This window comes from Acidovorax sp. SUPP3334, assembly GCF_030159055.1.
Classification (GTDB): Bacteria; Pseudomonadota; Gammaproteobacteria; order Burkholderiales; family Burkholderiaceae_C; genus Paracidovorax.
In genome coordinates, this window is record NZ_BQXQ01000037.1 from 1 (window position 1) to 20,572 (window position 20,572).

General features: G+C 70.0%; 22 protein-coding genes and 1 riboswitch. Of the genes, 7 read left to right on the forward strand and 15 right to left on the reverse strand.

What is annotated here, in order from left to right:
- Positions 1 to 238: 238 nt before the first annotated feature.
- The gene (locus tag AVHM3334_RS18580) at positions 239 to 1,516 is read right to left on the reverse strand and encodes an MFS transporter (protein ID WP_284414778.1); all 1,278 of its coding nucleotides are present in this window, start codon (positions 1,514 to 1,516) and stop codon (positions 239 to 241) included.
- Between the two features lie 65 nt (positions 1,517 to 1,581).
- Here AVHM3334_RS18580 and AVHM3334_RS18585 point away from each other — a divergent pair, with 65 nt between their 5' ends.
- Positions 1,582 to 2,592, forward strand: coding sequence for an AraC family transcriptional regulator (locus tag AVHM3334_RS18585; RefSeq protein ID WP_284414780.1), 1,011 nt, complete (start codon positions 1,582 to 1,584; stop codon positions 2,590 to 2,592).
- A 73-nt stretch (positions 2,593 to 2,665) separates the two neighbouring features.
- Positions 2,666 to 3,298 carry a flavin reductase family protein gene (locus AVHM3334_RS18590; protein WP_284414782.1) on the forward strand — a complete coding sequence of 211 codons (633 nt, stop codon included), beginning with the start codon at positions 2,666 to 2,668 and terminating at the stop codon, positions 3,296 to 3,298.
- 62 nt (positions 3,299 to 3,360) lie between these two features.
- On the opposite strand, the gene AVHM3334_RS18595 is transcribed toward AVHM3334_RS18590, so the two are convergent.
- Positions 3,361 to 4,617 (reverse strand): MFS transporter, encoded by a 1,257-nt coding sequence (locus tag AVHM3334_RS18595; RefSeq protein ID WP_284414784.1) that lies wholly within the window; start codon positions 4,615 to 4,617, stop codon positions 3,361 to 3,363.
- A 253-nt stretch (positions 4,618 to 4,870) separates the two neighbouring features.
- On the opposite strand from AVHM3334_RS18595, the gene AVHM3334_RS18600 reads away from it, so the two are divergent.
- The 5 genes from AVHM3334_RS18600 to AVHM3334_RS18620 all read left to right on the forward strand — a co-directional run bounded on the left by AVHM3334_RS18600 (position 4,871) and on the right by AVHM3334_RS18620 (position 8,399).
- Positions 4,871 to 5,779: a LysR family transcriptional regulator gene (locus AVHM3334_RS18600; RefSeq protein ID WP_284414786.1), complete on the forward strand. Its 909-nt coding sequence runs from the start codon at positions 4,871 to 4,873 to the stop codon at positions 5,777 to 5,779.
- Between the two features lie 328 nt (positions 5,780 to 6,107).
- On the forward strand, positions 6,108 to 6,326 hold the full coding sequence (locus AVHM3334_RS18605; protein ID WP_284414788.1) for a hypothetical protein: 219 nt from the start codon (positions 6,108 to 6,110) through the stop codon (positions 6,324 to 6,326).
- A gap of 76 nt (positions 6,327 to 6,402) precedes the next feature.
- Entirely contained in the window at positions 6,403 to 6,708 is a 306-nt protein-coding gene (locus AVHM3334_RS18610) for a hypothetical protein (protein ID WP_284414790.1), read from the forward strand.
- Between the two features lie 118 nt (positions 6,709 to 6,826).
- Positions 6,827 to 7,414 carry a DUF6932 family protein gene (locus AVHM3334_RS18615; protein ID WP_502869939.1) on the forward strand — a complete coding sequence of 196 codons (588 nt, stop codon included), beginning with the start codon at positions 6,827 to 6,829 and terminating at the stop codon, positions 7,412 to 7,414.
- Positions 7,398 to 8,399, forward strand: coding sequence for a hypothetical protein (locus AVHM3334_RS18620; RefSeq protein ID WP_284414793.1), 1,002 nt, complete (start codon positions 7,398 to 7,400; stop codon positions 8,397 to 8,399). Before AVHM3334_RS18615 ends, AVHM3334_RS18620 begins: the two co-directional genes overlap by 17 nt.
- A gap of 88 nt (positions 8,400 to 8,487) precedes the next feature.
- Here AVHM3334_RS18620 and AVHM3334_RS18625 read toward each other — a convergent pair whose 3' ends face one another.
- The 13 genes from AVHM3334_RS18625 to AVHM3334_RS18685 form a co-directional block, all read right to left on the reverse strand.
- Positions 8,488 to 8,913: a (2Fe-2S) ferredoxin domain-containing protein gene (locus AVHM3334_RS18625; protein WP_502869940.1), complete on the reverse strand. Its 426-nt coding sequence runs from the start codon at positions 8,911 to 8,913 to the stop codon at positions 8,488 to 8,490.
- A complete protein-coding gene (gene cobJ, locus AVHM3334_RS18630; RefSeq protein WP_284414795.1) occupies positions 8,910 to 9,914 on the reverse strand; it encodes a precorrin-3B C(17)-methyltransferase in 1,005 nt (334 codons plus the stop codon). The genes AVHM3334_RS18625 and cobJ overlap by 4 nt, the downstream gene beginning before the upstream one ends.
- 13 nt (positions 9,915 to 9,927) lie before the next feature.
- A complete protein-coding gene (locus AVHM3334_RS18635) occupies positions 9,928 to 10,602 on the reverse strand; it encodes an energy-coupling factor ABC transporter permease (protein ID WP_284414797.1) in 675 nt (224 codons plus the stop codon).
- A gap of 67 nt (positions 10,603 to 10,669) precedes the next feature.
- A complete protein-coding gene (locus AVHM3334_RS18640) occupies positions 10,670 to 11,155 on the reverse strand; it encodes a cobalamin biosynthesis protein (protein WP_284414799.1) in 486 nt (161 codons plus the stop codon).
- Positions 11,152 to 11,943, reverse strand: coding sequence for a cobalamin biosynthesis central domain-containing protein (locus tag AVHM3334_RS18645; protein WP_284414800.1), 792 nt, complete (start codon positions 11,941 to 11,943; stop codon positions 11,152 to 11,154). The genes AVHM3334_RS18640 and AVHM3334_RS18645 overlap by 4 nt, the downstream gene beginning before the upstream one ends.
- Positions 11,940 to 12,794 carry a precorrin-2 C(20)-methyltransferase gene (gene cobI, locus AVHM3334_RS18650; RefSeq protein ID WP_284414801.1) on the reverse strand — a complete coding sequence of 285 codons (855 nt, stop codon included), beginning with the start codon at positions 12,792 to 12,794 and terminating at the stop codon, positions 11,940 to 11,942. Before cobI ends, AVHM3334_RS18645 begins: the two co-directional genes overlap by 4 nt.
- Complete coding sequence (gene cbiE / locus AVHM3334_RS18655; protein WP_284414803.1) at positions 12,791 to 14,164, reverse strand: precorrin-6y C5,15-methyltransferase (decarboxylating) subunit CbiE; 1,374 nt, start codon at positions 14,162 to 14,164, stop codon at positions 12,791 to 12,793. The genes cobI and cbiE overlap by 4 nt, the downstream gene beginning before the upstream one ends.
- A complete protein-coding gene (locus tag AVHM3334_RS18660; protein WP_284414805.1) occupies positions 14,161 to 15,285 on the reverse strand; it encodes a cobalt-precorrin-5B (C(1))-methyltransferase in 1,125 nt (374 codons plus the stop codon). Before AVHM3334_RS18660 ends, cbiE begins: the two co-directional genes overlap by 4 nt.
- Positions 15,282 to 15,977, reverse strand: a complete 696-nt coding sequence (locus AVHM3334_RS18665) for a precorrin-8X methylmutase (RefSeq protein ID WP_284414807.1) — start codon at positions 15,975 to 15,977, stop codon at positions 15,282 to 15,284. The genes AVHM3334_RS18660 and AVHM3334_RS18665 overlap by 4 nt, the downstream gene beginning before the upstream one ends.
- Positions 15,974 to 17,020, reverse strand: a complete 1,047-nt coding sequence (locus tag AVHM3334_RS18670; RefSeq protein ID WP_284414809.1) for a sirohydrochlorin chelatase — start codon at positions 17,018 to 17,020, stop codon at positions 15,974 to 15,976. Before AVHM3334_RS18670 ends, AVHM3334_RS18665 begins: the two co-directional genes overlap by 4 nt.
- Positions 17,017 to 17,859 carry a precorrin-4 C(11)-methyltransferase gene (cobM, locus tag AVHM3334_RS18675; protein ID WP_502869941.1) on the reverse strand — a complete coding sequence of 281 codons (843 nt, stop codon included), beginning with the start codon at positions 17,857 to 17,859 and terminating at the stop codon, positions 17,017 to 17,019. The genes AVHM3334_RS18670 and cobM overlap by 4 nt, the downstream gene beginning before the upstream one ends.
- Positions 17,860 to 17,968: 109 nt before the next feature.
- Positions 17,969 to 18,202: riboswitch (cobalamin riboswitch) on the reverse strand.
- A gap of 247 nt (positions 18,203 to 18,449) precedes the next feature.
- The gene (locus tag AVHM3334_RS18680) at positions 18,450 to 19,520 is read right to left on the reverse strand and encodes a peptidoglycan-binding domain-containing protein (protein ID WP_284414811.1); all 1,071 of its coding nucleotides are present in this window, start codon (positions 19,518 to 19,520) and stop codon (positions 18,450 to 18,452) included.
- 108 nt (positions 19,521 to 19,628) lie between these two features.
- Positions 19,629 to 20,384: a class I SAM-dependent methyltransferase gene (locus tag AVHM3334_RS18685; RefSeq protein ID WP_284414854.1), complete on the reverse strand. Its 756-nt coding sequence runs from the start codon at positions 20,382 to 20,384 to the stop codon at positions 19,629 to 19,631.
- Positions 20,385 to 20,572: the final 188 nt, after the last annotated feature.

Sequence of the window (20,572 nt, forward strand, 5' to 3'; positions counted from 1 at the left end):
CGCTCTTGCACTCGCTGCTGTTCATCTGGGGGCGTAAATTCGCAACTGAACTACGGCCACAGACCGGCTGCATCCTGAGCCAACGGCTGTGGGATAGCAACATTGAAATACCAATTTAGCAATCCCCAAAAAGGCTTGAAGCGCTCGCGAAGGCCGGCAGACCTGGCAAGGCCGAACCGGACCGCCCGCCAGCGCGGCCGCCGGTGCCTGCCCGCGTCAGACCGGCGTCATGCCGGCGTCAGGCCGCCATGGGCCGCGATGCGCGGGCCCGTGCCGCCACGCCCGCGCCGACCACGCCGGCCGAGGCCACGCCCAGCACCAGCGCTGCCGCAGACCCGTAGAAGATGCCATGGGCCGCGCCCCGGTCCAGCAGCGCCCCGAAGATCGGCGCCGCCACGCAAAAGCCCAGGTCCAGGCCCGAATACACCGTGCCGTACACCCGCCCCGTCGCTCCGGGCGGCGCGGCGCGCTTGATCAGCATGTCGCGCGAGGGGCCGGCCAGGCCGGTGCCCAGGCCGGCGATCGCGGCGAACGCCACCGCGCCCATGCCGGGCAGCCAGCCCGTGCCCACCAGCAGCAGGAGCACGCCCGTGGCCAGCAGGCACACGGTGATGATGCCCTCCAGCCGCGCCACGCGGCCGGCGAGAAAGCCGCCCACCACCATGCCCGCGGCGCCACACAGCATGTAGCCCGTGACCACCATCGACGTCACGGCCAGCGGCAGGCCGTACATCTGCTGCAGCGCGGGGCTGGCGAAGCTCTGGATCGCGCTCAACGCGCAGGTGGTCCAGAAAAAGAACGAGAAGCACAGCCACACCGAAGGCAGCTTCAGGAACGCCATGGGGTGCTCGGCCACGGCGGCGGCGCCGGCGGCCCCGGGCTTGGGCGCCGGGGCCCAGGCGCCCTGGCGGTCGTCGAGCGCGTCGCGCTGCCACACCATGACGGCCAGCACCACCGCCGCCAGCGCGGCACCGCACAGGCAGGCGATGCGCCACGACCCGGTGGCCGTGGCGATGCCGGCCATGAACACCGGTGCCGTGGCCCAGCCCAGGTTGCCCGAAATGCCATGCACCGAAAAGCCGTGTCCCAGGCGCTGCGGCGACACCCGCTTGTTCAGGATGGTGAAGTCCACCGGGTGGAAGGGCGCATTGCCCAGCCCCGCCAGCGCCGCCGCCAGCACCAGCCCCGCATAGCCGTGGGAAGTGCCGGCCACGAGCCCCGCCACCGCGAAGCTGGAGAGCGCGAAGAACAGGATCGGCCGGGCACCCACCCGGTCCACCAGGAAGCCCGACAGCGCCTGGCCCACCCCCGAGATGATGAAGAACACCGACACCAGCAGCCCGAGCTGCGAGTAGTTGAAGCCGAACTCCGCGATCAGGAACGGAAACAGCGGCGGCAGCAGCATGTGAAAGAAGTGCGAGGAACCGTGCGCCAGGCCGATGAGGCCGATGGTGCGGGCGTCCTGGCGCAGCGTGCCTGCGGGCGCTGCGGCGGGGGGATGTGCGGTGGAAGTCATGGCAGCGATCTTAGGCAGGCGCGCGGCGGCAGGTTGACGATAGACTGCCAACTTCTATCGCGAACATGCCAAGCACCCGATCTTCCGCACTGCCGCGCACCGCCCGCGCGGCCCACTCCGCTGCATCCGCGAGCGCAACGGCCGCGCCTGTCGCGCCTGCATCGCCTGCTTCGCGCGCCCGGCGCGCCGTCTCGTATGTCAGCTCGCTCACGCCCGACCTCTTCGTGCCGAGCGCGCAGCGACCGGTGCGCGCCAAGACCCGCTGGCTGCCGGCCGACACGCAGGTGCTGCCGCACAGCCACCCCTGGGCGCAACTGGCGATCTCGACCACGGGCGTGATCCACCTCACCGTGGCGCAGGGCACCTACATCGTTCCCCCATCGCGTGCGCTGTGGATTCCTCCGGGCGTGGAGCACGCGGTGACCCTGGTGCAGGACGCCGACCTGCGCACGCTGTACCTGCACCAGCCGCGCGGACGGTGCGGGCCGGGCAGGGCTGGGGGCGTGCAGCGCGAGGCGGACGACCCCGCCTGGCGCCAGTGCCGGGTGCTGGAGGTGTCGGAACTGCTGCGCGCCCTGGTGCGCGAGATGCCGTGCGAGCCCGACGGCGCCGAAGTGCCGCCCACGGCCGAGTCGCTGCGGCGCGAGCGTCACCTGAGCGCACTGATCTGCGACGAGGTGCGCCGCGCCGCCGCCCTGCGCCTGGGCGTGGACCTGCCGCGCGACAAGCGCCTGCTGCACCTGTGCGAGGCCGTGCTGGCCGACCCCACCCGCCACGCCACGCTGGAGGACTGGGCCCGCGACACGGGCGCCAGCCCGCGCACCGTGGCCCGCCTTTTCCACACGGAACTGCGCAGCACCTTCACGCAGTGGCGCCAGCAGGTCATCCTGTCCAAGGCCGTGGCGCTGGCGGCCACGCGCGTGCCGGTGGGGCAGATCGCCGCCGAACTCGGCTACAGCGCGAGCGCCTTCAGTGCCATGGTGCGGCGCGCGGTGGGGCAGACGCCGGGGCGGTTCCTGGGGCAGCAACAGCACCCGCAGCAGGGCCCGGGAACGGAGCCGAAAGAGCGGCATTGACGTCCTGCGCGCTCCCGCTTTCGGGCGCAGGCGGTGACCTGGGGGCCGGCGAGGCGGTGTATCGTCGCGCGACATGACCATGACCCAGCCCTCCGACATCCACAGCTACGAACCGCGCCGGGGCCACGGCCTGCCGCACGATCCCTTCAACGCCATCGTGGGGCCGCGCCCCATCGGCTGGATCAGCACGCAAAGCGCGGCCGGCGTGCGCAACCTGGCGCCCTACAGCTTCTTCAACGCCTTCAACTACGTGCCGCCCATCGTGGGCTTCGCCAGCATCGGGGCGAAAGACACTTTGGCCAACGTGCAGGCGACCGGCGAATTCGTGTGGAACCTGGCCACGCGCCCCCTGGCCGAGGCCATGAACCAGAGCTGCGCCGCCGTGCCGGCCGACGTGGACGAGTTCACGCTGGCAGGCCTGACACCGCTGGCCTCGCAGAAGGTGACGCCGCCGCGCGTGGCGGAGAGCCCCGTCACCTTCGAATGCCGGTGCACGCAGATCGTGCAGTTGCAGGGCGCCGATGGCGCCACCGTGCCGACCTGGCTGGTGCTGGGGGAAGTGGTGGCCGTGCACATCGACCGTGCGCTGCTGAAAGACGGCGTGTACGACACGGCGAACGCCGGGCACATCCTGCGCGCGGGCGGGCCGGCGGATTACTTCACGGTCGGGCCGGAGCAGCGGTTCAAGATGTTCCGGCCACGCTGACGGACGGACGCGGCCCCGCTGCCCCGCTGCCCCGCTGCCCCGCAAGGTGCCGGGGCCGCGCCTCAGCCGCCGGTGCGCCGCCCCAGCCGCCCCAGCCGCGCCACCCACGGCACCGCCACCACCGCCAGCAAGGCGACCGCAGCCCCCGCGAAGGCCACGCTGCCCACGCCCCACAGCGGAATGGCCGCGCCGCCCAGCACGGCGCCCAGCGCGATGCCTGCGTTGGCGGCCGATACGTTGATCGTGCCGGCCAGCGCCTGGGCCTGCGGTGCCGACTTCATCACGCGGATCTGGCAGACGGGGTAGAGCGCCGTGTTGGCCACGCCCCAGACCGCCAGCGCGGCGGCAAGCCCGGCCGTCCAGGGCGCCAGCACGACGGACGCCACCATGCCCACGGCCAGCAGCGCGCTGAACGCGGCGGTGGCGGCCAGCGGCCGGCGGTCCACCCACAGGCCGCCCAGCCAGTTGCCCGCCAGGCCCACCGCGCCGAAGCCCATCAGCCACCAGCCGACGTGCCCGGGCGCGATGCCGGCCACCTGCTCCAGCACCTCGGCCAGGTAGGTGTAGCCCGTGAACATGGCGGTGAACACGGCCACCGACAGCAGCGCGTTGCCGGCGAACGCCGGGTTGCGCAGAATGCGCGCCTGCTCGGCGAAGGGCACGCGGGTGGCGGTCCTGGCCATGGTGGGCATGGCGATCTGCAGCAGCACCGCCACCAGCAGCGACAGCGCGGCCAGCAGCCAGAACGCGCCGCGCCAGCCGATGGCGTCGCCCGCCAGCGTGCCCAGCGGAATGCCGAACAGCATGGCGCCCGAGATGCCCAGATAGACCCGCGAGACGGCCCGCCCGGCGCGCTGCGGCCCGGCCAGTTGCGCGGCGGTGTCGCTGGCCGTGCCCCAGAACACCGGCAGCGCCAGCGCGGGAATGACCCGCGCGATGGCGAGCGTCCACAGGTTGGGCGCCATCGCCGCCAGCGCGTTGGAGGCCGCGAACAGCACCAGCACGCCCAGGAACAGGCGCTTGCGCTCGATGTGCGCCAGCAGCGCGGTCAACACCGGCCCGCACAGCATGACCACCACGGCGAACAGCGTGACCAGCTGGCCCGCCGCCGACACCGACACGCCCAGGTCGCGCGCCAGCGCGGGCAGCAGGCCGACCATGAGGAATTCGGTGGTGACGATGACGAAGGCGGCGACGGCCAGCACGGTGATGGAGGCCTGGCCGCCACGGGCGGGGTGTGTGCCGGCGCCGGGCGCGGCTTCGGCCTGGAAGCCCTTGGCGGGGGCGGCCGGGGACGTGTGGGGAGGACGAGCGGACATGGAGCGGAAGGCAAAGAGCGGAGACAGGAGGGAAAGCAGCGGCCGGACAAAGACCAGCACGGATCGACGCAGTAGGTTATTGAAGACTGCGGTTCCGCTGTGTGATGTTTTTTCCTGATTGAATAGAATTTCATTCTCTAATCGGCAGCGGCGCAGGCCACCCACCGTGCCGACCCGGCATCCCCATCCCCTCCCCCTCTCCCTCTCCCTTCCGCCAGTTCGCCAGCCCCGCCATCTCCCGGACACCCCCTCCATGCACAGCTCCGAACGCCTCAAGGGCATCGACGTGTTCGTCACCACGGTGGCGGCCGGCAGCTTCACCGGGGCGGCGGACCGCCTGAACCTCACGGCGTCGGCCGTGGGCAAGAGCATCGCCCGACTGGAAGCGCGGCTGGCCACGCGCCTGTTCGAGCGCACCACGCGCAAGCTGCAGCTGACCGATGCCGGCGCCGCGTTCCACCGCGTCTGCGTGCGCGTGCTGGACGACATCGAATCGGCCGAGCGGGTGCTGGCCGAGGACGCCACCGAACCCTCGGGCCGCCTGCGCATCGACCTGCCCGCCACCTTCGGCCGCCGGCAGGTGATGGGCTGGCTGATGGACTTCGCGGTCGCGCACCCGGCCGTGCAGCCGCACATCTCGTTCACCGACCGCTTCGTCGATGTGGTGGACGACGGCATCGACGTGGCCGTGCGCATCGGCGGCCCCGACCTGTGGCCCGCGAACCTGGGGCACCGCTTTCTGGGCCACGAGCGGCTGGTGCTGTGCGCCGCGCCCGGCTATCTGGAGCGACGGGGCACGCCCCGCACGCTGGCCGATCTGCCGCAGCACGACGCCATCACCTACGGCCGCGCGGACGGCACCAGCAGCCCGTGGCTCATCGCCACCCCGGGCGGCCTGACCGAGCGCCGCGCGGTGGACGGCCGCGTCGTCGTCGGCAACGCCGAGGCCCAGCTCGACGCCGTCATCGCCGGACTGGGCGTGGCGCAGATGGCGACGTGGCTGGCGGGCGATGCGCTGCGCGCCGGCGCGCTGGTGCCGATCCTGGCCGTGCAGGACATCGACGGCCTGCCGCTGCACCTGGTGTGGCCGCTCGGCAAGCAACTGCTGCCCAAGGTGGACGGCTTGTTGAAGCACTTGGCGAAGCACCTGCGGATTCGCTGAGGCGATGGGTGCCGGCCCGCCTTCGGCCGGGAAGGCGGCGCCGCCTTGACCGCCTTGACTCAGCGGTAGCATGGGGGTCGTTCAGTGCTCCAGCGCTTGTTGGAAAAGCGCTAACAGCTATCATTTTCATAGCAATTCACGACCATGGAGCAGCGCCTACGGCCTGGCGCCTTGTCGCGCGCTTGCCGGCCCCTTCATCGGACGCGCTTGGGCTGGCCTGCAGCGCTTATGCTGCCTGCCGCGACTTGCTCGCTTTTTTTGACCTTGGCGCCGTGCCTGTCCTGCTTGAAAGCAGGCGCGCGGCGCCGCATGCGGAAAGCACGACACCATGAACTCCACCCGACTGATTGCCATCGTTTTGATCGTGGCCGGCGCCCTGGGCCTCGCCTATGGCGGTTTCAGCTACACGAAGGACACCACCGTCGTGAAGGTCGGCCCGCTGGAAATCTCGGCCAAGGAAAAAGAGACCGTCAACATCCCGCTGTGGGTGGGCCTGGGCGCCATCGCCGTGGGCGGCCTGCTGCTGGTGATGGGCGCGAAGAAGTGATGCGGCAGCAACGCACCTGCGGTGCCGGGTACGTTGCCCGGTGCGGGGCCGATGCGCTGAACGGAGCCCTGCGCGCATGAGCGCCGCCGCCACCGCGCGCCGCTTCATCGTGCGCTGCTGGTTCGGCCTGCTCTGCACCCTGCTGGGCCTGGTGCCTTTGCTGGTGCTGCTGGTGGGCTGGCCGTTGCTGCGCCTGCTGGGCTGCGAAGGCAACGAGGGCAGCGGCATGCAATGCGCCGGCGCGCCGGGGCTGTCGGATGCCGCGTACACGGTGCTCATGGTCGGCGCGTGGGGGTCGATGTTCACGCTGCCCTCGGCGCTGGGGCTGTACGTGTGCGGCGCCGTGGTGCGGTGGGTGATGCGCTCGCCGATGCAGCGGTAGGCGGCGGTTCAGCCGCCCACCATTTCAGGTCACTCATGGGACGTACCGAATCGGGGAAAATGATTGGCTGCAAAATCCTGCGCTTGCCAATTCTTAAGCACAGATAACCTGCTGCATCGTGATACCAGCTTTCAATCATTCTCACGTTTTGCCTCCTTTCGAGGGAGAGCGTTTGACCAGCGCGCACAGTTCGCCCTATGTGGTGACTACTGCAGAGTTCGTGCAGCGCTTTGCCACCAATGCGGTACGCTGCACAATCGTTGATGGGTTCATGCGCTACCGCGCCGAACTGCGCGTCCTAGGGTTTGTCCAAGGATTTCAGTGGCTCGACGGTAGCTTCGTTGAAGATGTCGAATCTCGTGAGGGGCGCGAACCTAGGGATATGGACATCGTGACTTTTGCTCATCCCCCCGCAGGTATGAGTAATGCACAGATCAGGGACATGATGCGGTCCCGCCCAGAACTCTTCGATCAAGATCAGTGCAAAGCAGTTTTCCGATGTGACACTGCACTCGTCAACCTATCCACCTCACCAGAATGGCTTGTGACGCAGACTCGGTACTGGTATGGCCTCTATTCTCATCGTCGAGGTGATGCATTGTGGAAAGGCATCTTGCAGTTGCCTTTGGACTCGAATGATCTCGAAGGGAATCAAATGCTAGCGGGACTGAATTTTGAAGGAGAGAACAATGCTGGCGCAGCTTGAAAGGCAATTCCTTCAGGCCGACCTTGCGCAAGCTCGGCAGCTACTCGTCGAAGCAGGAGCGCATGACGACCCTTTCGCAGAAAGCCAATATAGCCAGCGAGTGGCGCGACTTGAGCGGCAGTTGACCGAGCTTGCTGTACAAGCCGAAAGTGCTCCGACCGGGATTGCCTTGTTTTTTGGTGGAAGGCCGGTGATTGGATCGCATGGCATTAAGGCTGCCTTCGGAACGCAGGCAGTGGGCCAGTTTCAGAAGTTGATCAGCCAGCGTTACGCGGCAGCAGAAATGGGGCCTTTGGCGTCACGCGGGCGAGTGCCAATGAGTGAGGAAACGCAGCTTCTTGTCACTGATGTAGTTCGAGGATCTTTTGGATTTGTTCTGCAAGGGAATCAGCCAGAAGAAAGTGACTCGACGCTGAAACAGGTAGTGGATGAGGTCGCTGATACCCTCTGTCGAATGGCCAGTCTGGACGATGCTCTGTTTGATGAAGCCTCCGCCGGGGTTGACAGTCGGCAGCTCGGCGCATTAAGAGAGTTTTTCAAACTCCTAGACGATGAAGGGGCAAGCTTGCGTGTCGTGGAGGGTGAGCGGGATTTCGAGTTAACAACGCAAGCGGTACAGCGGGCTCGCCAACGTGCCGACGCCCTTGTGATCGAAGATCGTCTTGAAACATTTGAGGGCGAAATCATCGGATGGGCCGAATACTCCCTTCGCTTCGAAGTGCTCCTACATGCTGATAGAAACGTGATCGTCGGTTCGATGTTGCGTGAAGCAATGCAAAAGCTGCTTAACGAAGGAATTAATCCATTGCATCAGCATGTTCGCGCGAGCGTCAAGGTGCGCGAAGTTAAGCTACGCAATCGAGCTCCTCGGAAAACTTTTGTGCTGCAGTCAGCTGAGCGCATCGGAGCCCCACTAGACTGGGCGGTGAGGGCAACACAACCATCAATTCCTACGTTGTTGAACGATCACGACGCGAACTCTTAGTAGATGGTCAGCGGTGCGTAGTCGCTGAACTCACTTCGTCGTTTGTATGTGACGCCTCCGCCCTGGCCAAGCCAAGGGTTGCCAAGTGTTAACTGGTGTGCCAGCTGGTTTGGCCGCCGGAAGGCCCCTGGTGGAACACCAGGTCGTCCACCGGCTTGCCGCCCACCAGGTGGCTTTCGATGATGCGGTCCATGTTGGCGGGGGTGACGTCGTAGTACCAGGTGCCGTCCGGCTGCACGCACATCACCGGGCCACCCTTGCAGGCGGCAAAGCAGCTCACGCGGCTGCGTTTGACGCGCAGCTCGCCGTCGTTCAGCCCGGCGGCCTTGAACTTGTCGCCCAGGCTGTCGAACAGGGCCTGGGCCTGGCCGTCTTCCGCGCAGCGCGGGCCGGTGCAGATGAGGATGTGGCGGCGGTAGGCGCCGATTTTTGGCTTGATGGCCACGCGCACCCCTTCGGGCGCTGCGGTGGCGGTGTCAGCGGCGGTGCCGGTGGTGGGGTCTTGCTGGCTCATGCCTCTTCCTCGGTGGTGGCGACGGCCTCGGTGGCCAGGGGCTGGGCCAGGGTGTCCTGAATGTAATCGGCCGGCAGGCGGTGGCGCCGGGCCAGGGCCTCGATGCTTTCGCCGGCCGCGTGGTCGAGCTGCAGATTCTCCAGCCAGCCGTTGAGGCCGGTGGAGAGCGAGCGGCCCGGGCGCTCGCCGGCCAGGGTGGTGCCGCCGCCTTCCACGTCGTACTTGTTGGCGTAGCCGCGCGGCGTGACCATCAGGCCGTGCCGCACGATGGTGTTGCTGTTGCCGATGAGCACGGTGCTGAGCATGCCGATGTCGGCATCGCACATGGTGGCCAGCGTGGCGAACTCGATGCGCTCGCGGCGGCGGTAGGCGCTCTTGACGATGGCGACCGGCGTGTCGGGGCTGCGGTGGCGCAGGAAGAGGCGCTGGGCTTCCTCGATCTGGCGCGTGCGGCGGCCGCTCTTGGGGTTGTAGAGCGCGACGACGAAGTCGGCCAGCGCCGCTGCGTCGAGCCGGCGCGCGATGGTGGGCCAGGGCGTGAGCAGGTCCGACAGCGAGATGGCGCAGAAGTCGTGCGTGAGCGGCGCGCCCACGCGGGCCGCGCAGGTGTTGATGGCCGAGGCGCCGGGCACGATCTCCACCTCGATGCCGCCGGGCTCGACCACGCCGTGCTCGTCGAAGGCGGGCGGCGTCCAGCCGGCCTGGAACAGCACCTCGAACGTGGGGCCGGCCATGCCGTACACGCCGGCATCGCCCGAGGAGATGAGCGCGACCTTCTTGCCCTCGCGGGCGCGGGCCAGCGACTCGATGGCGCGGTCCAGCTCTTCGGTCATCGACTTGCGGATGATCTCCTTGCCCTCGATGAGATCGGCCACGAGCTTGATGTAGGTGACGTAGCCGATGATGGTGTCGGCCTCGGCGATGGCCGCGCGCGCGCGGGCCGTCATGTGGTCGGTGCTGCCGGGGCCGATGCCCACGAGCATGATTTTTCCTGCGGACATGTGCGCGGGCTCCTCAGGCGGCGGTGGTGCGTGCGGCGCCAGCGCCGGGGGCGGTGACGCGCTGCAGCGTGCGCTCGTCGATGCAGGCGGCCAGCCAGCGGCTGCCGCGCAGGCGGCGCGCGCCCAGCAGCAGCGCGATGGTGAGCAGCGGCTCGACGGCCACCAGGCTGGCGTAGGAGGCCGCGAACAGCGCCCAGTCGGCCACCGGGGCGGCATCGCTGCTGATCGACAGCCAAAAGCCCACCATCAGCGTCACGCCCGCGTAGTACACGGCGTCGAGCTTGAGCACGTTGGCCACGCTCAGGCGCTGCATGCGCCGGCCCAGCGCGTGGTGCGTGACCACCAGCGGCACGGCCAGGCTCAGGAAGTTGATGGCCAGGTGCGCCAGGTCTTGCGGCTCGAAGACCAGCGCCTGCACCAGCAGCCCCAGGCCGAACCCGAACAGCGTGGGCACGAAGCCGAACAGCAGGTAGATGGGCATGGCGCCCACCAGGTGCAGCTCCGATGGGCCCACGGGCAGGTGCCAGGCCTGCATGAGCAGGCTGAAGAAGAACGCGGCCAGCGCGGTGCGCAGCCAGGCGGTGGGGCTTTTGAGCAGGCCCATGGCGTGCGCGCCCAGCAGCGCCGACGCGGCGGCCGAGGCATAGGCGATCTTGTCTTGCGAGAGGATGCCGATTTCGATGTGCATGGTGTGAACCTTTCGGACGGGGTAGGAAGAGAAAAACGGGAATGAGAAAGAAGGTGGACAGGGGCGGTCAGCCGGTGCCCGCGGCGATGCGTGCGATCGACACCGTGGCGTTGCGTCCGTCGTCACCGCGCAGCCGGTGCTTTTCGACCAGCAGCGCCCGCGCATCGTGCGCGGCACCGGCCGCCAGCAGCGCCGCGGCTTCGCTGACCGAGGGCGTGCCCATGTAGCGCAGCACGGTGTCCGACGGGTTGGGCACCGGCACGGCGGCCAGTTGCGCAGCGCTGTACCAGCGCAGCGGCCAGCCGTGGCGCGCCGCCAGCGAGAGGAAGGCCGCTTCGTCGGCCTTGGCCTCGATGCTGGCCGCGACTGCCACCTGCGCGATGTCGGCGCCGGCCTGGGCCAGGGCCGCGCGCAGGCAGGCCTCGACCGTGGCCTCGGGCGTGCCCCGGTCGCAGCCCAGGCCCACGGCCAGGCGCACATCCAGAGGCTCCCCTGAGCGCGCAGCCGGGTACTCATCCGGGCGCAGGTCGGCGGCGGAATGCGCAGCGCTCATGCCGGGGCGCCGTCCACCGGCGGGCGATAGACCACCAGGCGCTCGTGCAAGGCTTCCCACTGCGCGGGTGGCACGTCGGCATGGGTGACCCACAGCACCGCGCGGTAGTGCGCCAGATCGACATCGGCCAGGCGGTCGAAGCAGGCGATGTTGGCGGGCAGCGGCGTGGGCCGGTTCCACCAGTCGCGGCGGCCGGCCTCCTGCACGACGGCGATGGGCTCGCCGTTGACGACGTGGGCCGACACGCGCGTGATGTTGATCTTGGGCGCCTCCACGCGCCAGCCCAGGTGGCGCCCGAGGATGTCCACGGGAATGGTCTTGCCCACGTCCGACGCGGTGGTGAGCACGGGTGTGGCGCCGATCAGCGCGGCGATGCGCTCGCTCCATTCGTTGGCGCCGCCCACATGGCCCGACAGCACGGGGATGACGAACTGGCCGGCGTCGTCCACCACCGTCACGCCGGGGTCCTCGTCTTTCGACTTCAGCACGGGCGCGATCAGGCGCACGACGGCGCCCAGCGACACGAAGAACACCAGTTGGTCGTAGCCCGCGAAGAGCGGCGCGATCTCGTCGCGCAGCGCGCCTTCGTAGGCCCGCACGGTGTTGGGCAGGCCCTCGAACGCGCTGGCGAATTTGGCGGCGGTGCACACATGGGCCTGCGGCACGTCGCGCGCCAGTTGCGCGGCCTGCGCGGCGCCGTGGCGCGTGATGGCGACGAGGCACACGCGCACCGATTCGGGCGCGATGGCCGGGGCGGAAAGCACCACGGGGGCGGTGGTTGGGGTCATTCGTTGGGCTCCATTGCGGCCGATGGGAAGTCCGCTGCGCCGAGGGGCGGCGCGGCGGGCGAGGTTTTCTTGAGGCAGCCCTTGATGCGCTCGCCCCGGATGCGGTGCGGGTTCTTCACCACCATGAGCGAGAGGTAGCTGACCCTGGTGCCGCGCAGTGCGGGCAGGTCCACGCCGTTCACGCTGCGCTCGTCGGGTGCGCCCACGCGCTCGATGAACTGGGTGTGCGGCAGCAGCTCGCGCCGGGCCAGCCAGTCGATCAGGTCGTCCATGAGTGGCTTGACCTTCATCAGCACCAGCGTGTCGAAATCGGTCAGCAGGCGGTCCACAGCGCTCACGCCGTAGGCGGCGGGCACGATGGCGATGGTGTCGTCCTGCTCGGCCAGGGGCATGCCGCGCGCGGCGCAGGCGGCGGCGAAGGCGTTCACGCCAGCGATCACCGGCGTGTCGATGCGCGCATCCAGCGCACGCACGGTCCGCGCCAGGTGGCCGAAGGTGGCGTAGGTGCTGGCGTCGCCCTCCACCAGAAACAGCACGTCCTGCCCGGACCGCAGCCAGGGCAGCACGGTGTCGGCCGCGCGCATCCACGCGCGGGCCAGCTTGTCGCCGTCGTGCGTCATGGGAAAGAGCAGCGTCTGGTGCGCGGCGGGCGGCACCAGGCCCGCTCGCTGCACGATGTCGAACGCGTAGCTGGGCGTCTTGGTGCTGCGCGCGGGATAGGTCCACACGGCGTCGGGGCGCTGCAGTTGCGCCCACGCGGCGCGCGTGATGAGGCCGGGGTCGCCCGGGCCGAGCGACACGCCGATCAGGCGGCCGAGCGTGGGGTGGGCGGGTGCGGTGCCGCCGGTCATGCCGCGCCCTCCCCGGCCGATGCTGCCGATGCAGCCGATGCAGCCGATGCAGCCGATGCAGTCTGCGGCGGGGCCGCCTGCGCGCAGACGATCCACACCGGGTTCTCGGCCGCCATGCGGTGCATGTGCAGGATGGGCTTGCTGCGCGCGGCCTGCAGCTGCAGCACGTCCCACGCGGCGCCCGCAGCCTGCAGCGCCTGCGTGGCGGCGGCCAGGTTCTCCAGCGTGACGAAGTTCATCACCAGCCAGCCGCCCGGGCGCAGGCGCGCCAGGCACAGGGCGATCAGCTCGGCCAGCTCGCCGCCCGAGCCGCCGATGAACACGGCGTCGGGGTCGTCCCATTCCGCCAGCCCTTCGGGCGCCTTGCCCTGCACCAGCGTGTGATTGGAAACGCCGAACGCCTGCACGTTCTGGCGCGCGATGGCCGCGTCGGCCTCGTTCTTTTCGATGGCCCACACATGGCCCTGCGGGCACAGGCGCGCGGCCTCCAGCCCCACCGAGCCGCTGCCCGCGCCGAGGTCCCACACACGGCTGTCGGCGCGCAGCTGCAGGCGCGCCAGCGACACGGCGCGCACCTCCTGCTTGGTGATGAGGCCCTTGTCGGGCTGGCGCTGGTGGTAGGCGGCATCGGCCAGGCCGAAGCGCACCGGCACGGGCCGCGGGCGCGTGCGCACCAGCAGCACCACGTTGGGGTCGGCGAAGGTCTGGTGCGCGGCGTCTTCGGGCGCGAGCTCGGTCCACACGCGTTCGTCGGCGGTGCACAGGCGCTCGGCCACGGCCATCTGGAAGTCGCCGCCCTGCCCTTCGGCCAGCAGCAGCCGCGCGATGCGGTCGGGCGTGTTGTCGGGGCTGGTGAGCACGGCCAAGCGGTCGTGCGCGCGCAGGGCCTGCGCCAGCGCATAGAGCCCGTGCGAGGGCGCCGCGCCCTGCTGCCACTCGCCCGCGTCCCTGGCGTGGACGGAGACGATGCGCGCGTCCTGCCAGGCCAGCCCCAGCCGGGCGCAGGCCAGCTGCAGCGTGGAGACGTTGGGAATGACCTCGATGGCCTCGATGCACAGGCGCGAGGCGAGGTAGCTGGCGATGCCGTGGCACAGCGGATCGCCGGTGGCCAGCACCACGCTGGTCTGCTGCGCCTCGCGCGCGGCGGCGATCCAGCCGGGCACGGCCGAGAGCTGGCCCGTCAGGTCGCGCCGCGTGGCGCCGGGGGCGATGTCGTCCTCGAACAGCGCCAGCGTGCGGGCCCCGCCGATCACGAGGTCGGCGCGGCGCAGCAGCGCGAGCGCGGTGGCGCCCAGGCTGGCCGCGCCATCGTCGAGCACGCCGATCACGCGGCAGGGCTGGGGGTCGGAAAGTCGGTCGGGCGGGATCATGCGATGGTGGCCGGGCCGCAGACGGCCTCGGTGATCTTGGTGCCGTCGAAATCGCAGACGAGCACGGTGAGGTGAAAGCGGTCGCCGTAGCGGTCGGGGGCGGTCAGGGTGCGCACCACGGCCTGCGCCAGCGCCGTGTGAAAGGCCGGCCCCAGGCCGATGGCCTGCATGCGCTCGGCGCCGAAGCGGGCGGTTTCGGCAGCGGCGATCTCGGCGCAGACCTCGGGCGGAGCGCCCACGCGGGCGGCCAGGCCGGCCAGCAGTTGCGTGTCGACCTCGGCCCGGTTGGCGTGGGTGATGGTCTCGCCCTGCGCTATTTTCGTGAGCTTGCCCACCATGCCGCCGATGACCACCTCGCGCAGGCCCTGCGCCACGGCCTCGTCCAGCGCATAGCGAAGGAAGTCGCCCATCTGCACGAAGCACGCGGCGGGCAGGCCGGGGCGCTCCTTCATGGCGAACTGCTCGGTGCGCCCGCCCGTGGTGAGCACCACCACGCCGTGGCCCAGCGTGGCCGCCACCTGCACGCCCTGCACCACGCTGGCACGGTAGGCGGAGGTGGAATACGGCTTCACGATGCCGGTGGTGCCCAGGATGGAGATGCCGCCCAGAATGCCCAGCCGCGCGTTGAGCGTCTTCTTGGCCATCTCCAGGCCCTGCGGCACGGAGATGGTCACTTCGAGGCCGGCATGCACCAGCAGCGGGCCGCCCACGGCGCGCACGTTGTCTTCGATGTTGCTGCGCGGCACCGGGTTGATGGCCGGGCCGCCCACCGCCAGGCCCAGCCCGGCCATGGTGACGGTGCCCACGCCGAAGCCGCCCGCCAGCCGCACCGCGCCGGCATCGCCGGGCAGGACGCGCACATCGGCGGTCAGGTGGGCCTTGTCGGTGCAGTCGGGGTCGTCGCCCGCGTCCTTGATGACCATGGCGTGCGCGCTGGCGCCGTCGCAGCGGCCGTCGTTCACGGCAAAGCGCACCACGTCGCCGTTGGGCAGCAGGCAGTCCACCGCGTCGGGCACGGCGCCGTGCACCAGCCCCAGCACGGCGGCGCGCGCGGCGGCCGCCGAGCACGCCCCGGTGGTGAAGCCGGTGCGCGTGCCGCGGCGCACGGTCTTTTCCATCATGGCGATGGCGCCTGCGGTGCGGCCGCCTTCTGGCGCGCTTCGGCCAGTGCCAGCAGCGCGTGCAGCGCGGCCACCACCAGCGTGGAGCCGCCCTTGCGGCCGCGAATGACGATCCACGGCACATCGGCCACGCCCGCCATCAGGTCCTTGGATTCGGCGGCGGAGACGAACCCCACCGGCATGCCCACCACCAGCGCCGGGCGCAGGCCCTCTTCGCGGATCAGCCGCACCAGCTCGATGAGCGCCGTGGGCGCATTGCCGATGCCCACGATGGCACCGGCCAGCAGCCCCTGCCGGTGCGCCTTGCGCATGGCCTGCACGGCGCGCGTGGTGTCTTCGGCCTGGGCCTGCGCGATCACGTCGGCGTCGCTGATGAACTGGTGCGTGCGCATGCCGAAGTGGCCCAGGCGCGGCTGCGACAGGCCCGAGCAGATCATCTCCACATCGGCCACCACGGGCGTGCCGCCGCGCAGCATGGCGGCGATGCCGGCCTCCACCGCCTGGGGGTGGAAGTCGGTCAGGCCGTTGAACTCGAAGTCGGCGTTGGCGTGGATCATGCGGCGCACGATGGGCCACTGCTGCGCCGTGTAGGGATGCGGGCCGGCCTCGGCGTCGATGACGGCGAAGCTGTCGTGCTCGATGGCCTGGCCGGCGCGCGTGAGCTGCTCGGTGACGGTGTTGACGGTGCTCATGCGGCGGCTTCGTGCGGGTGGCCGTGCGGGTGGCCGTGTTCGTGCCCGTCGTGGGCGTGCGGATGCGGATGCGGATGTGCGTGCGGGTGCGCAGGGGACGGTGGTTGCGGGTTCGCGGGTGGGTGCCGGTGCACGACCACCTCGGCGCTCGCCACCGCTGCCACCGTTGCGGGCACGGTGGGCTGCACCGCCGGCGCGTGGGCATGCGTGTGTTCGTGGCTGTGGCCGTGCCCCAGCTCGTGGGCGATCTCGCGGTACTTGCAGCCGTCGCATGGCAGCAGGCTGCCGGCCACGCCGCCCAGCAGGTCGTTCACGCGGGTGTCCAGCAACTCGAAGATCTCGCGCTCCAGCCCGAAATGCTGCGACTGGGCGAAGCGCACCTGCGGGTACTGCGCGCGCAAATGCTCCACCTGCCGGGCGATGCGCTGCATCAGCGTGCCGGTGTACAGGTAGTAGGGCAGCACCACGATCTGCCGCATGCCCAGCAGCACCTGGCGCTGCACCACGCGCTCCAGCCGCGGCCAGGTGATGCCGGTGAAGGCGATCTCGACCAGCTCATGGTGGCCGTCTTCCTGCAGCCAGCGCGCCATCTTGGCCACGTCGCCGTTGGCCTGCCGGTCGGACGAGCCCCGGCCCAGCAGCACGACGCCGGTGGTGGTCGGGTCGGGCATGTCCAGTGCGTTCATGCAGCGGCGCAGCTGGCGCTGCAGGATGGCCAGGATCGGCTCGCAGGCGGTGAGGTGCGGGCCGTAGAGAAATTCCACGCCCGGACAGTGCGCGCGCGCATGCTCGATGGCCTCCGGGATTTCCATCTTCACGTGGCCGGCCGCGTTCAGGATGAGCGGCAGCACCAGCACCCGGTCGCTGCCCTGCGCGGCCTGCAGCAGGCCGTCGTGCAGGCCCGGCGGCGCGAATTCGATGAAGCACACCTCGATGCGCCACGCGGGCTGGCGCACGCGCCACTGCGCCACGAAGGTGTGGATCTCGTCGTTGCCTTCGGGCTCGCGCGAGCCATGGCCGATCAGCAAAATGGTGTTTTTCATGGGGCGCGTTCGAGCGGGGGTTGGGGTTCGCGGGCAGGCTCGCTGGCCTGGCGGAAGCGGTGGGTGAAGCTGGCGTCGTACAGCTTGGACTTGGTCAGTTGCGGCCACTGGCGCGCGCCCAGCGTGGGGCTGGCGATCACCATGGCCTGGCTCACCACCTTGGCCTCGCGGCAGCGCTCGCGGATGTCGGCCAGCGTGCAGCGCACGATGAGCTCCTCGCCCGGCCAGCTGGCCTTGTGAACGACCAGCATGGGCGCGTCCTCGGCCCAGCCGGCTTCGCGCAGGCCGGCCTGCACCTTGTGCAGCAGCGTGATCGACAGGAAGATGCACAGCGTGCAGTGGTGGCGCCCCAGCTCGGCCAGCGACTCGCCGGGCGGCATGGGCGTGCGGCCCTCCACGCGCGTGAAGATCACGCTCTGCGTGACCTCGGGCAGCGTGAAGCTCTCCACCGCCGCCGCAGCCGACGCCATGGCCGAGGACACGCCGGGCACCACGCGCACCGGCACGCCCGCGGCGTCCAGCGGCTGCACCACCTCGATCAGCGCGCCGTACAGCGCAGGGTCGCCCGTTTGCAGGCGGATCACGGTGTCGTGCTTTTGCGCCTGCAGGATGAGCCACGCGGCCATCTGCGGCAGCGTCATGTCCTTGCTGTCGGCAATGGTGCAGCCCGGCGGCGCCCAGCGCGTGGCCGCTTCGTTCACGAGCGAGCCCGCGAACAGGATGGCGCCGGCGCGCTCGATGAGCGCGCGGCCCTTGACCGTGATGAGTTCGGGATCGCCCGGGCCGGCGCCGACGAACCAGACAGTGCCGGGCGTCATGGCCAACGGGCCGGCAGGCATGCCAGCGCAGAAAAGATTTGCATGGGGACCACAGGAATGCATTCGCCCGGACCCCTGCCTCCCCGCAGGTTCCGTGAAATGGTCCGCGCTGCCAAGGCATGAACCTTGGCAGCGCGGCCCCCTGTCGGCCGGTCTCCGGGCTGGCGAAAACCGATGGGCCCTTCCCAGATGCCGAGGCATCCAGTGGGCACGTTCCACCGGGTGAAGGCGAGGCCTTCTTTCGCTTACCGTTGCGGGGGCAGCCCAGGTTGGGGAGCATTCCTTGGCGGACGCGCCCTCCCTGGTTCCCGTTTAACTGCGCGGTCGCAATGACCGCGCGAGCACCAACGGGGCGCAGTATAGATCGATTGCAGGTGTTTTGGGCTGCTCGCCCTAGTGATACATGCGCTGACAGCTATTGATTTAATAGCACCCAACACAAGCCTGTTGAAGGATTCCGAAGAGATGTGACGATCGGTAACCCTGTCGCCAGCCCAGCGGGCAAGCACCCGCGGATGGCGGCGGACACGGCGAGCGGCGGCCGTGTCTGCCTGTGGCGCACCGGGTGCGCCGGGCGAGACGGTTCGCCGTCCCTCCCGGTGGCGCCGTGCTCAGCGCGAGAGCGCTTCGGACGTCGCAGCGTCCACGCGGCCCGTGATCGGCAGGCCCTGGCTCTTTTGGAAGCTGCGCAGTGCGGTGGCCGTGCGGGCGCCAGCGGCGCCGTCGGGCGTGCCCACGTTGTAGCCCAGGGCGTTCAGGCGCTCCTGCGCCTCGCGCACCGACATGGCAGGCGCCGCGCCGGCGCCGGCCGGGGCAGGCACGCCGGCACGCGTCTGCGATGGCGCGGCGCCGCCGTCCACGCCCAGGCGTCCACCGCCGCCCAGGCCCTGGCCCTGCACGCTTTGCGCCTTGTAGTTGCGCAGCGCCACGACCATCTGGTTGTAGGCGTCCATGAAGGCAGCGGTGAGCACCTTGCCCTGCGCCGTGTTCTGGTAGCCGCCCACCGCGCCGCCGGCCGAGCCGCCGAACAGGCCGCCGAAGCCGGCGAAATCGCTCTTGGAGGCGCTGCCTTCGGAGGCCGAGATCTGCACGCCCGAGCGGTTGTCCACCAGGGTCAGCATGGCGCTGGCTTCGCGCGTCTTGAGCCCGCCGCCCAGCGCGCCGATGGCACGGCCGCCGCCGCCGCCGATCAGGCCACCCAGCACGCCGCCGATGCCGCCGGCATCGCTGTTGGAGAACACGATCTCAGGCGACAGGCCGTAGTCGGAGGCGACCATCTGGCCCTTGCCGAAGTTGCTGCCGCCGCGCATTTCGCCGGACTGCATGAGCGCGCGCTCGCGGTCCATGGCGGTCATGCCGGAGGCGCTGCGCTCCACGACGATGAAGCAGTTGGATTGCTGGATCAGCAGGCGCAGCAGGTTGGCCGTGGGCGGCAGGCGGTATTCGTTGCGCAGGATGGTGTACCAGCCGGCCTGCTGGTTTTCCACCAGCGAGACGGTGCCCAGGGGCGCGGCGCACTTTTGCAGGTCGCTGCTTTCGTTGGCCGTGGCACCGCCGGCGGCCGCGCCGGTGGCGACCGTCTTGGACTCGGCACTGCCCATCTTCATGTTGGTGGTTTCGCATCCCGTCAGCAGGACGGCGGCGCAGGCGGCGGCCAGCAGTGGCAAGGTCTTCTTGGACATGGGAGGGTTCCTCTCAGGGAAAAGGGTGGAGGCGACGCCTCATGGGCAAGGCGGCACAGAACAAGGGGCAGCGGCCGCAACGCCAGACCTGCCAGGGAAGGCGACGGATCATAGCGCCGCGGCCGGGCGGCTGGCTACCGGCTGGCCGCCCATGCGATAGACCCACACAGCGTGCCCGCCATCCGGCTGCAGCCGGGCATGCGGCGTGGCGCCGGGAACCTCGAACGCCAGGCTGACCAGCCAGGTGCCGGCCGCCATCTCCGCCTGTGCCTTGGCTGCAGCCCGGGCCATGCTTTCGGGGCGCTGGAACAGGTACACCATGGCATACCCGCTCCAGTCGTCGTGCCAGAGATCGCCACGGCGCACCGTCGCCCAGGGGCAGCGCAGCGCGCACAGCAGGCGCAGCGGCACGCTCCACTCCACGCCCTCCAGCCGGGCCGCGGGGTAAACGCGGCGCAGGGCCAGCAGGCCGTCGCCCAGGCCGCACCCGGCATCGAGCACCCGTGCGCCCGTTGGCAGCGCCACCGCAGCGGACAGGCCGCGCAGCGCATCGTGCGGCGTGGGAAAGAGGGGCGCATCGCGCCAGGCGTTGAGCGGGTACACCAGCAGCAGCAGCGCCAGCGGCACCAGCCAGGCCCAGGCCGGCACGCTGGCCGCGCCCGACAGGGCCAGCGACAGCGGAAACCCCGTTGCGATCAGCCCGCGGCGCCACCAGCCCTGGCCCAGCACGCTGGCGGCCGTGCCGACGGCGCAGGCCACGACCAGTGCCGCCACCGGCACGACCCGGCCTTGCAGCCCGAGATAGACCAGCCATGCGGCGGCCCAGGCCAAAAGGGCGGGCAAGGGCCAGGGGAGTCGGGGCATGAGGGACAGGGCGTCGATGCGAACGGGGCGTGCGATCACGAAGAGACGATCACAAGGGAGTTTAGTGAACGGCCGACTGCGGCGTCTTCGCCACAAAGGCCACCGCAGGGTGTAACGCCGGGCACCCGGAACGGGCTGGACGGATACCGGCTTTTACAATGTTCCGTTGCCCTCGCGCACAGAACACG

Bases quoted from the DNA above. Each gene is read 5' to 3' on its own strand.
- AVHM3334_RS18625 (WP_502869940.1), bottom strand. From the start codon at position 8,913: ATGAGCCAGCAAGACCCCACCACCGGCACCGCCGCTGACACCGCCACC.
- AVHM3334_RS18670 (WP_284414809.1), bottom strand. From the start codon at position 17,020: ATGAAAAACACCATTTTGCTGATCGGCCATGGCTCGCGCGAGCCCGAA.
- AVHM3334_RS18585 (WP_284414780.1), top strand. From the start codon at position 1,582: ATGCCAAGCACCCGATCTTCCGCACTGCCGCGCACCGCCCGCGCGGCC.
- AVHM3334_RS18590 (WP_284414782.1), top strand. From the start codon at position 2,666: ATGACCATGACCCAGCCCTCCGACATCCACAGCTACGAACCGCGCCGG.
- cobJ (WP_284414795.1), bottom strand. From the start codon at position 9,914: ATGTCCGCAGGAAAAATCATGCTCGTGGGCATCGGCCCCGGCAGCACC.
- AVHM3334_RS18680 (WP_284414811.1), bottom strand. From the start codon at position 19,520: ATGTCCAAGAAGACCTTGCCACTGCTGGCCGCCGCCTGCGCCGCCGTC.
- cbiE (WP_284414803.1), bottom strand. From the start codon at position 14,164: ATGATCCCGCCCGACCGACTTTCCGACCCCCAGCCCTGCCGCGTGATC.
- AVHM3334_RS18665 (WP_284414807.1), bottom strand. From the start codon at position 15,977: ATGAGCACCGTCAACACCGTCACCGAGCAGCTCACGCGCGCCGGCCAG.
- AVHM3334_RS18600 (WP_284414786.1), top strand. From the start codon at position 4,871: ATGCACAGCTCCGAACGCCTCAAGGGCATCGACGTGTTCGTCACCACG.
- AVHM3334_RS18640 (WP_284414799.1), bottom strand. From the start codon at position 11,155: ATGAGCGCTGCGCATTCCGCCGCCGACCTGCGCCCGGATGAGTACCCG.
- AVHM3334_RS18605 (WP_284414788.1), top strand. From the start codon at position 6,108: ATGAACTCCACCCGACTGATTGCCATCGTTTTGATCGTGGCCGGCGCC.
- cobI (WP_284414801.1), bottom strand. From the start codon at position 12,794: ATGACCGGCGGCACCGCACCCGCCCACCCCACGCTCGGCCGCCTGATC.
- AVHM3334_RS18660 (WP_284414805.1), bottom strand. From the start codon at position 15,285: ATGATGGAAAAGACCGTGCGCCGCGGCACGCGCACCGGCTTCACCACC.
- AVHM3334_RS18595 (WP_284414784.1), bottom strand. From the start codon at position 4,617: ATGTCCGCTCGTCCTCCCCACACGTCCCCGGCCGCCCCCGCCAAGGGC.
- AVHM3334_RS18645 (WP_284414800.1), bottom strand. From the start codon at position 11,943: ATGACCCCAACCACCGCCCCCGTGGTGCTTTCCGCCCCGGCCATCGCG.
- AVHM3334_RS18610 (WP_284414790.1), top strand. From the start codon at position 6,403: ATGAGCGCCGCCGCCACCGCGCGCCGCTTCATCGTGCGCTGCTGGTTC.
- AVHM3334_RS18620 (WP_284414793.1), top strand. From the start codon at position 7,398: ATGCTGGCGCAGCTTGAAAGGCAATTCCTTCAGGCCGACCTTGCGCAA.
- AVHM3334_RS18685 (WP_284414854.1), bottom strand. From the start codon at position 20,384: ATGCCCCGACTCCCCTGGCCCTTGCCCGCCCTTTTGGCCTGGGCCGCC.
- cobM (WP_502869941.1), bottom strand. From the start codon at position 17,859: ATGCCTGCCGGCCCGTTGGCCATGACGCCCGGCACTGTCTGGTTCGTC.
- AVHM3334_RS18580 (WP_284414778.1), bottom strand. From the start codon at position 1,516: ATGACTTCCACCGCACATCCCCCCGCCGCAGCGCCCGCAGGCACGCTG.
- AVHM3334_RS18635 (WP_284414797.1), bottom strand. From the start codon at position 10,602: ATGCACATCGAAATCGGCATCCTCTCGCAAGACAAGATCGCCTATGCC.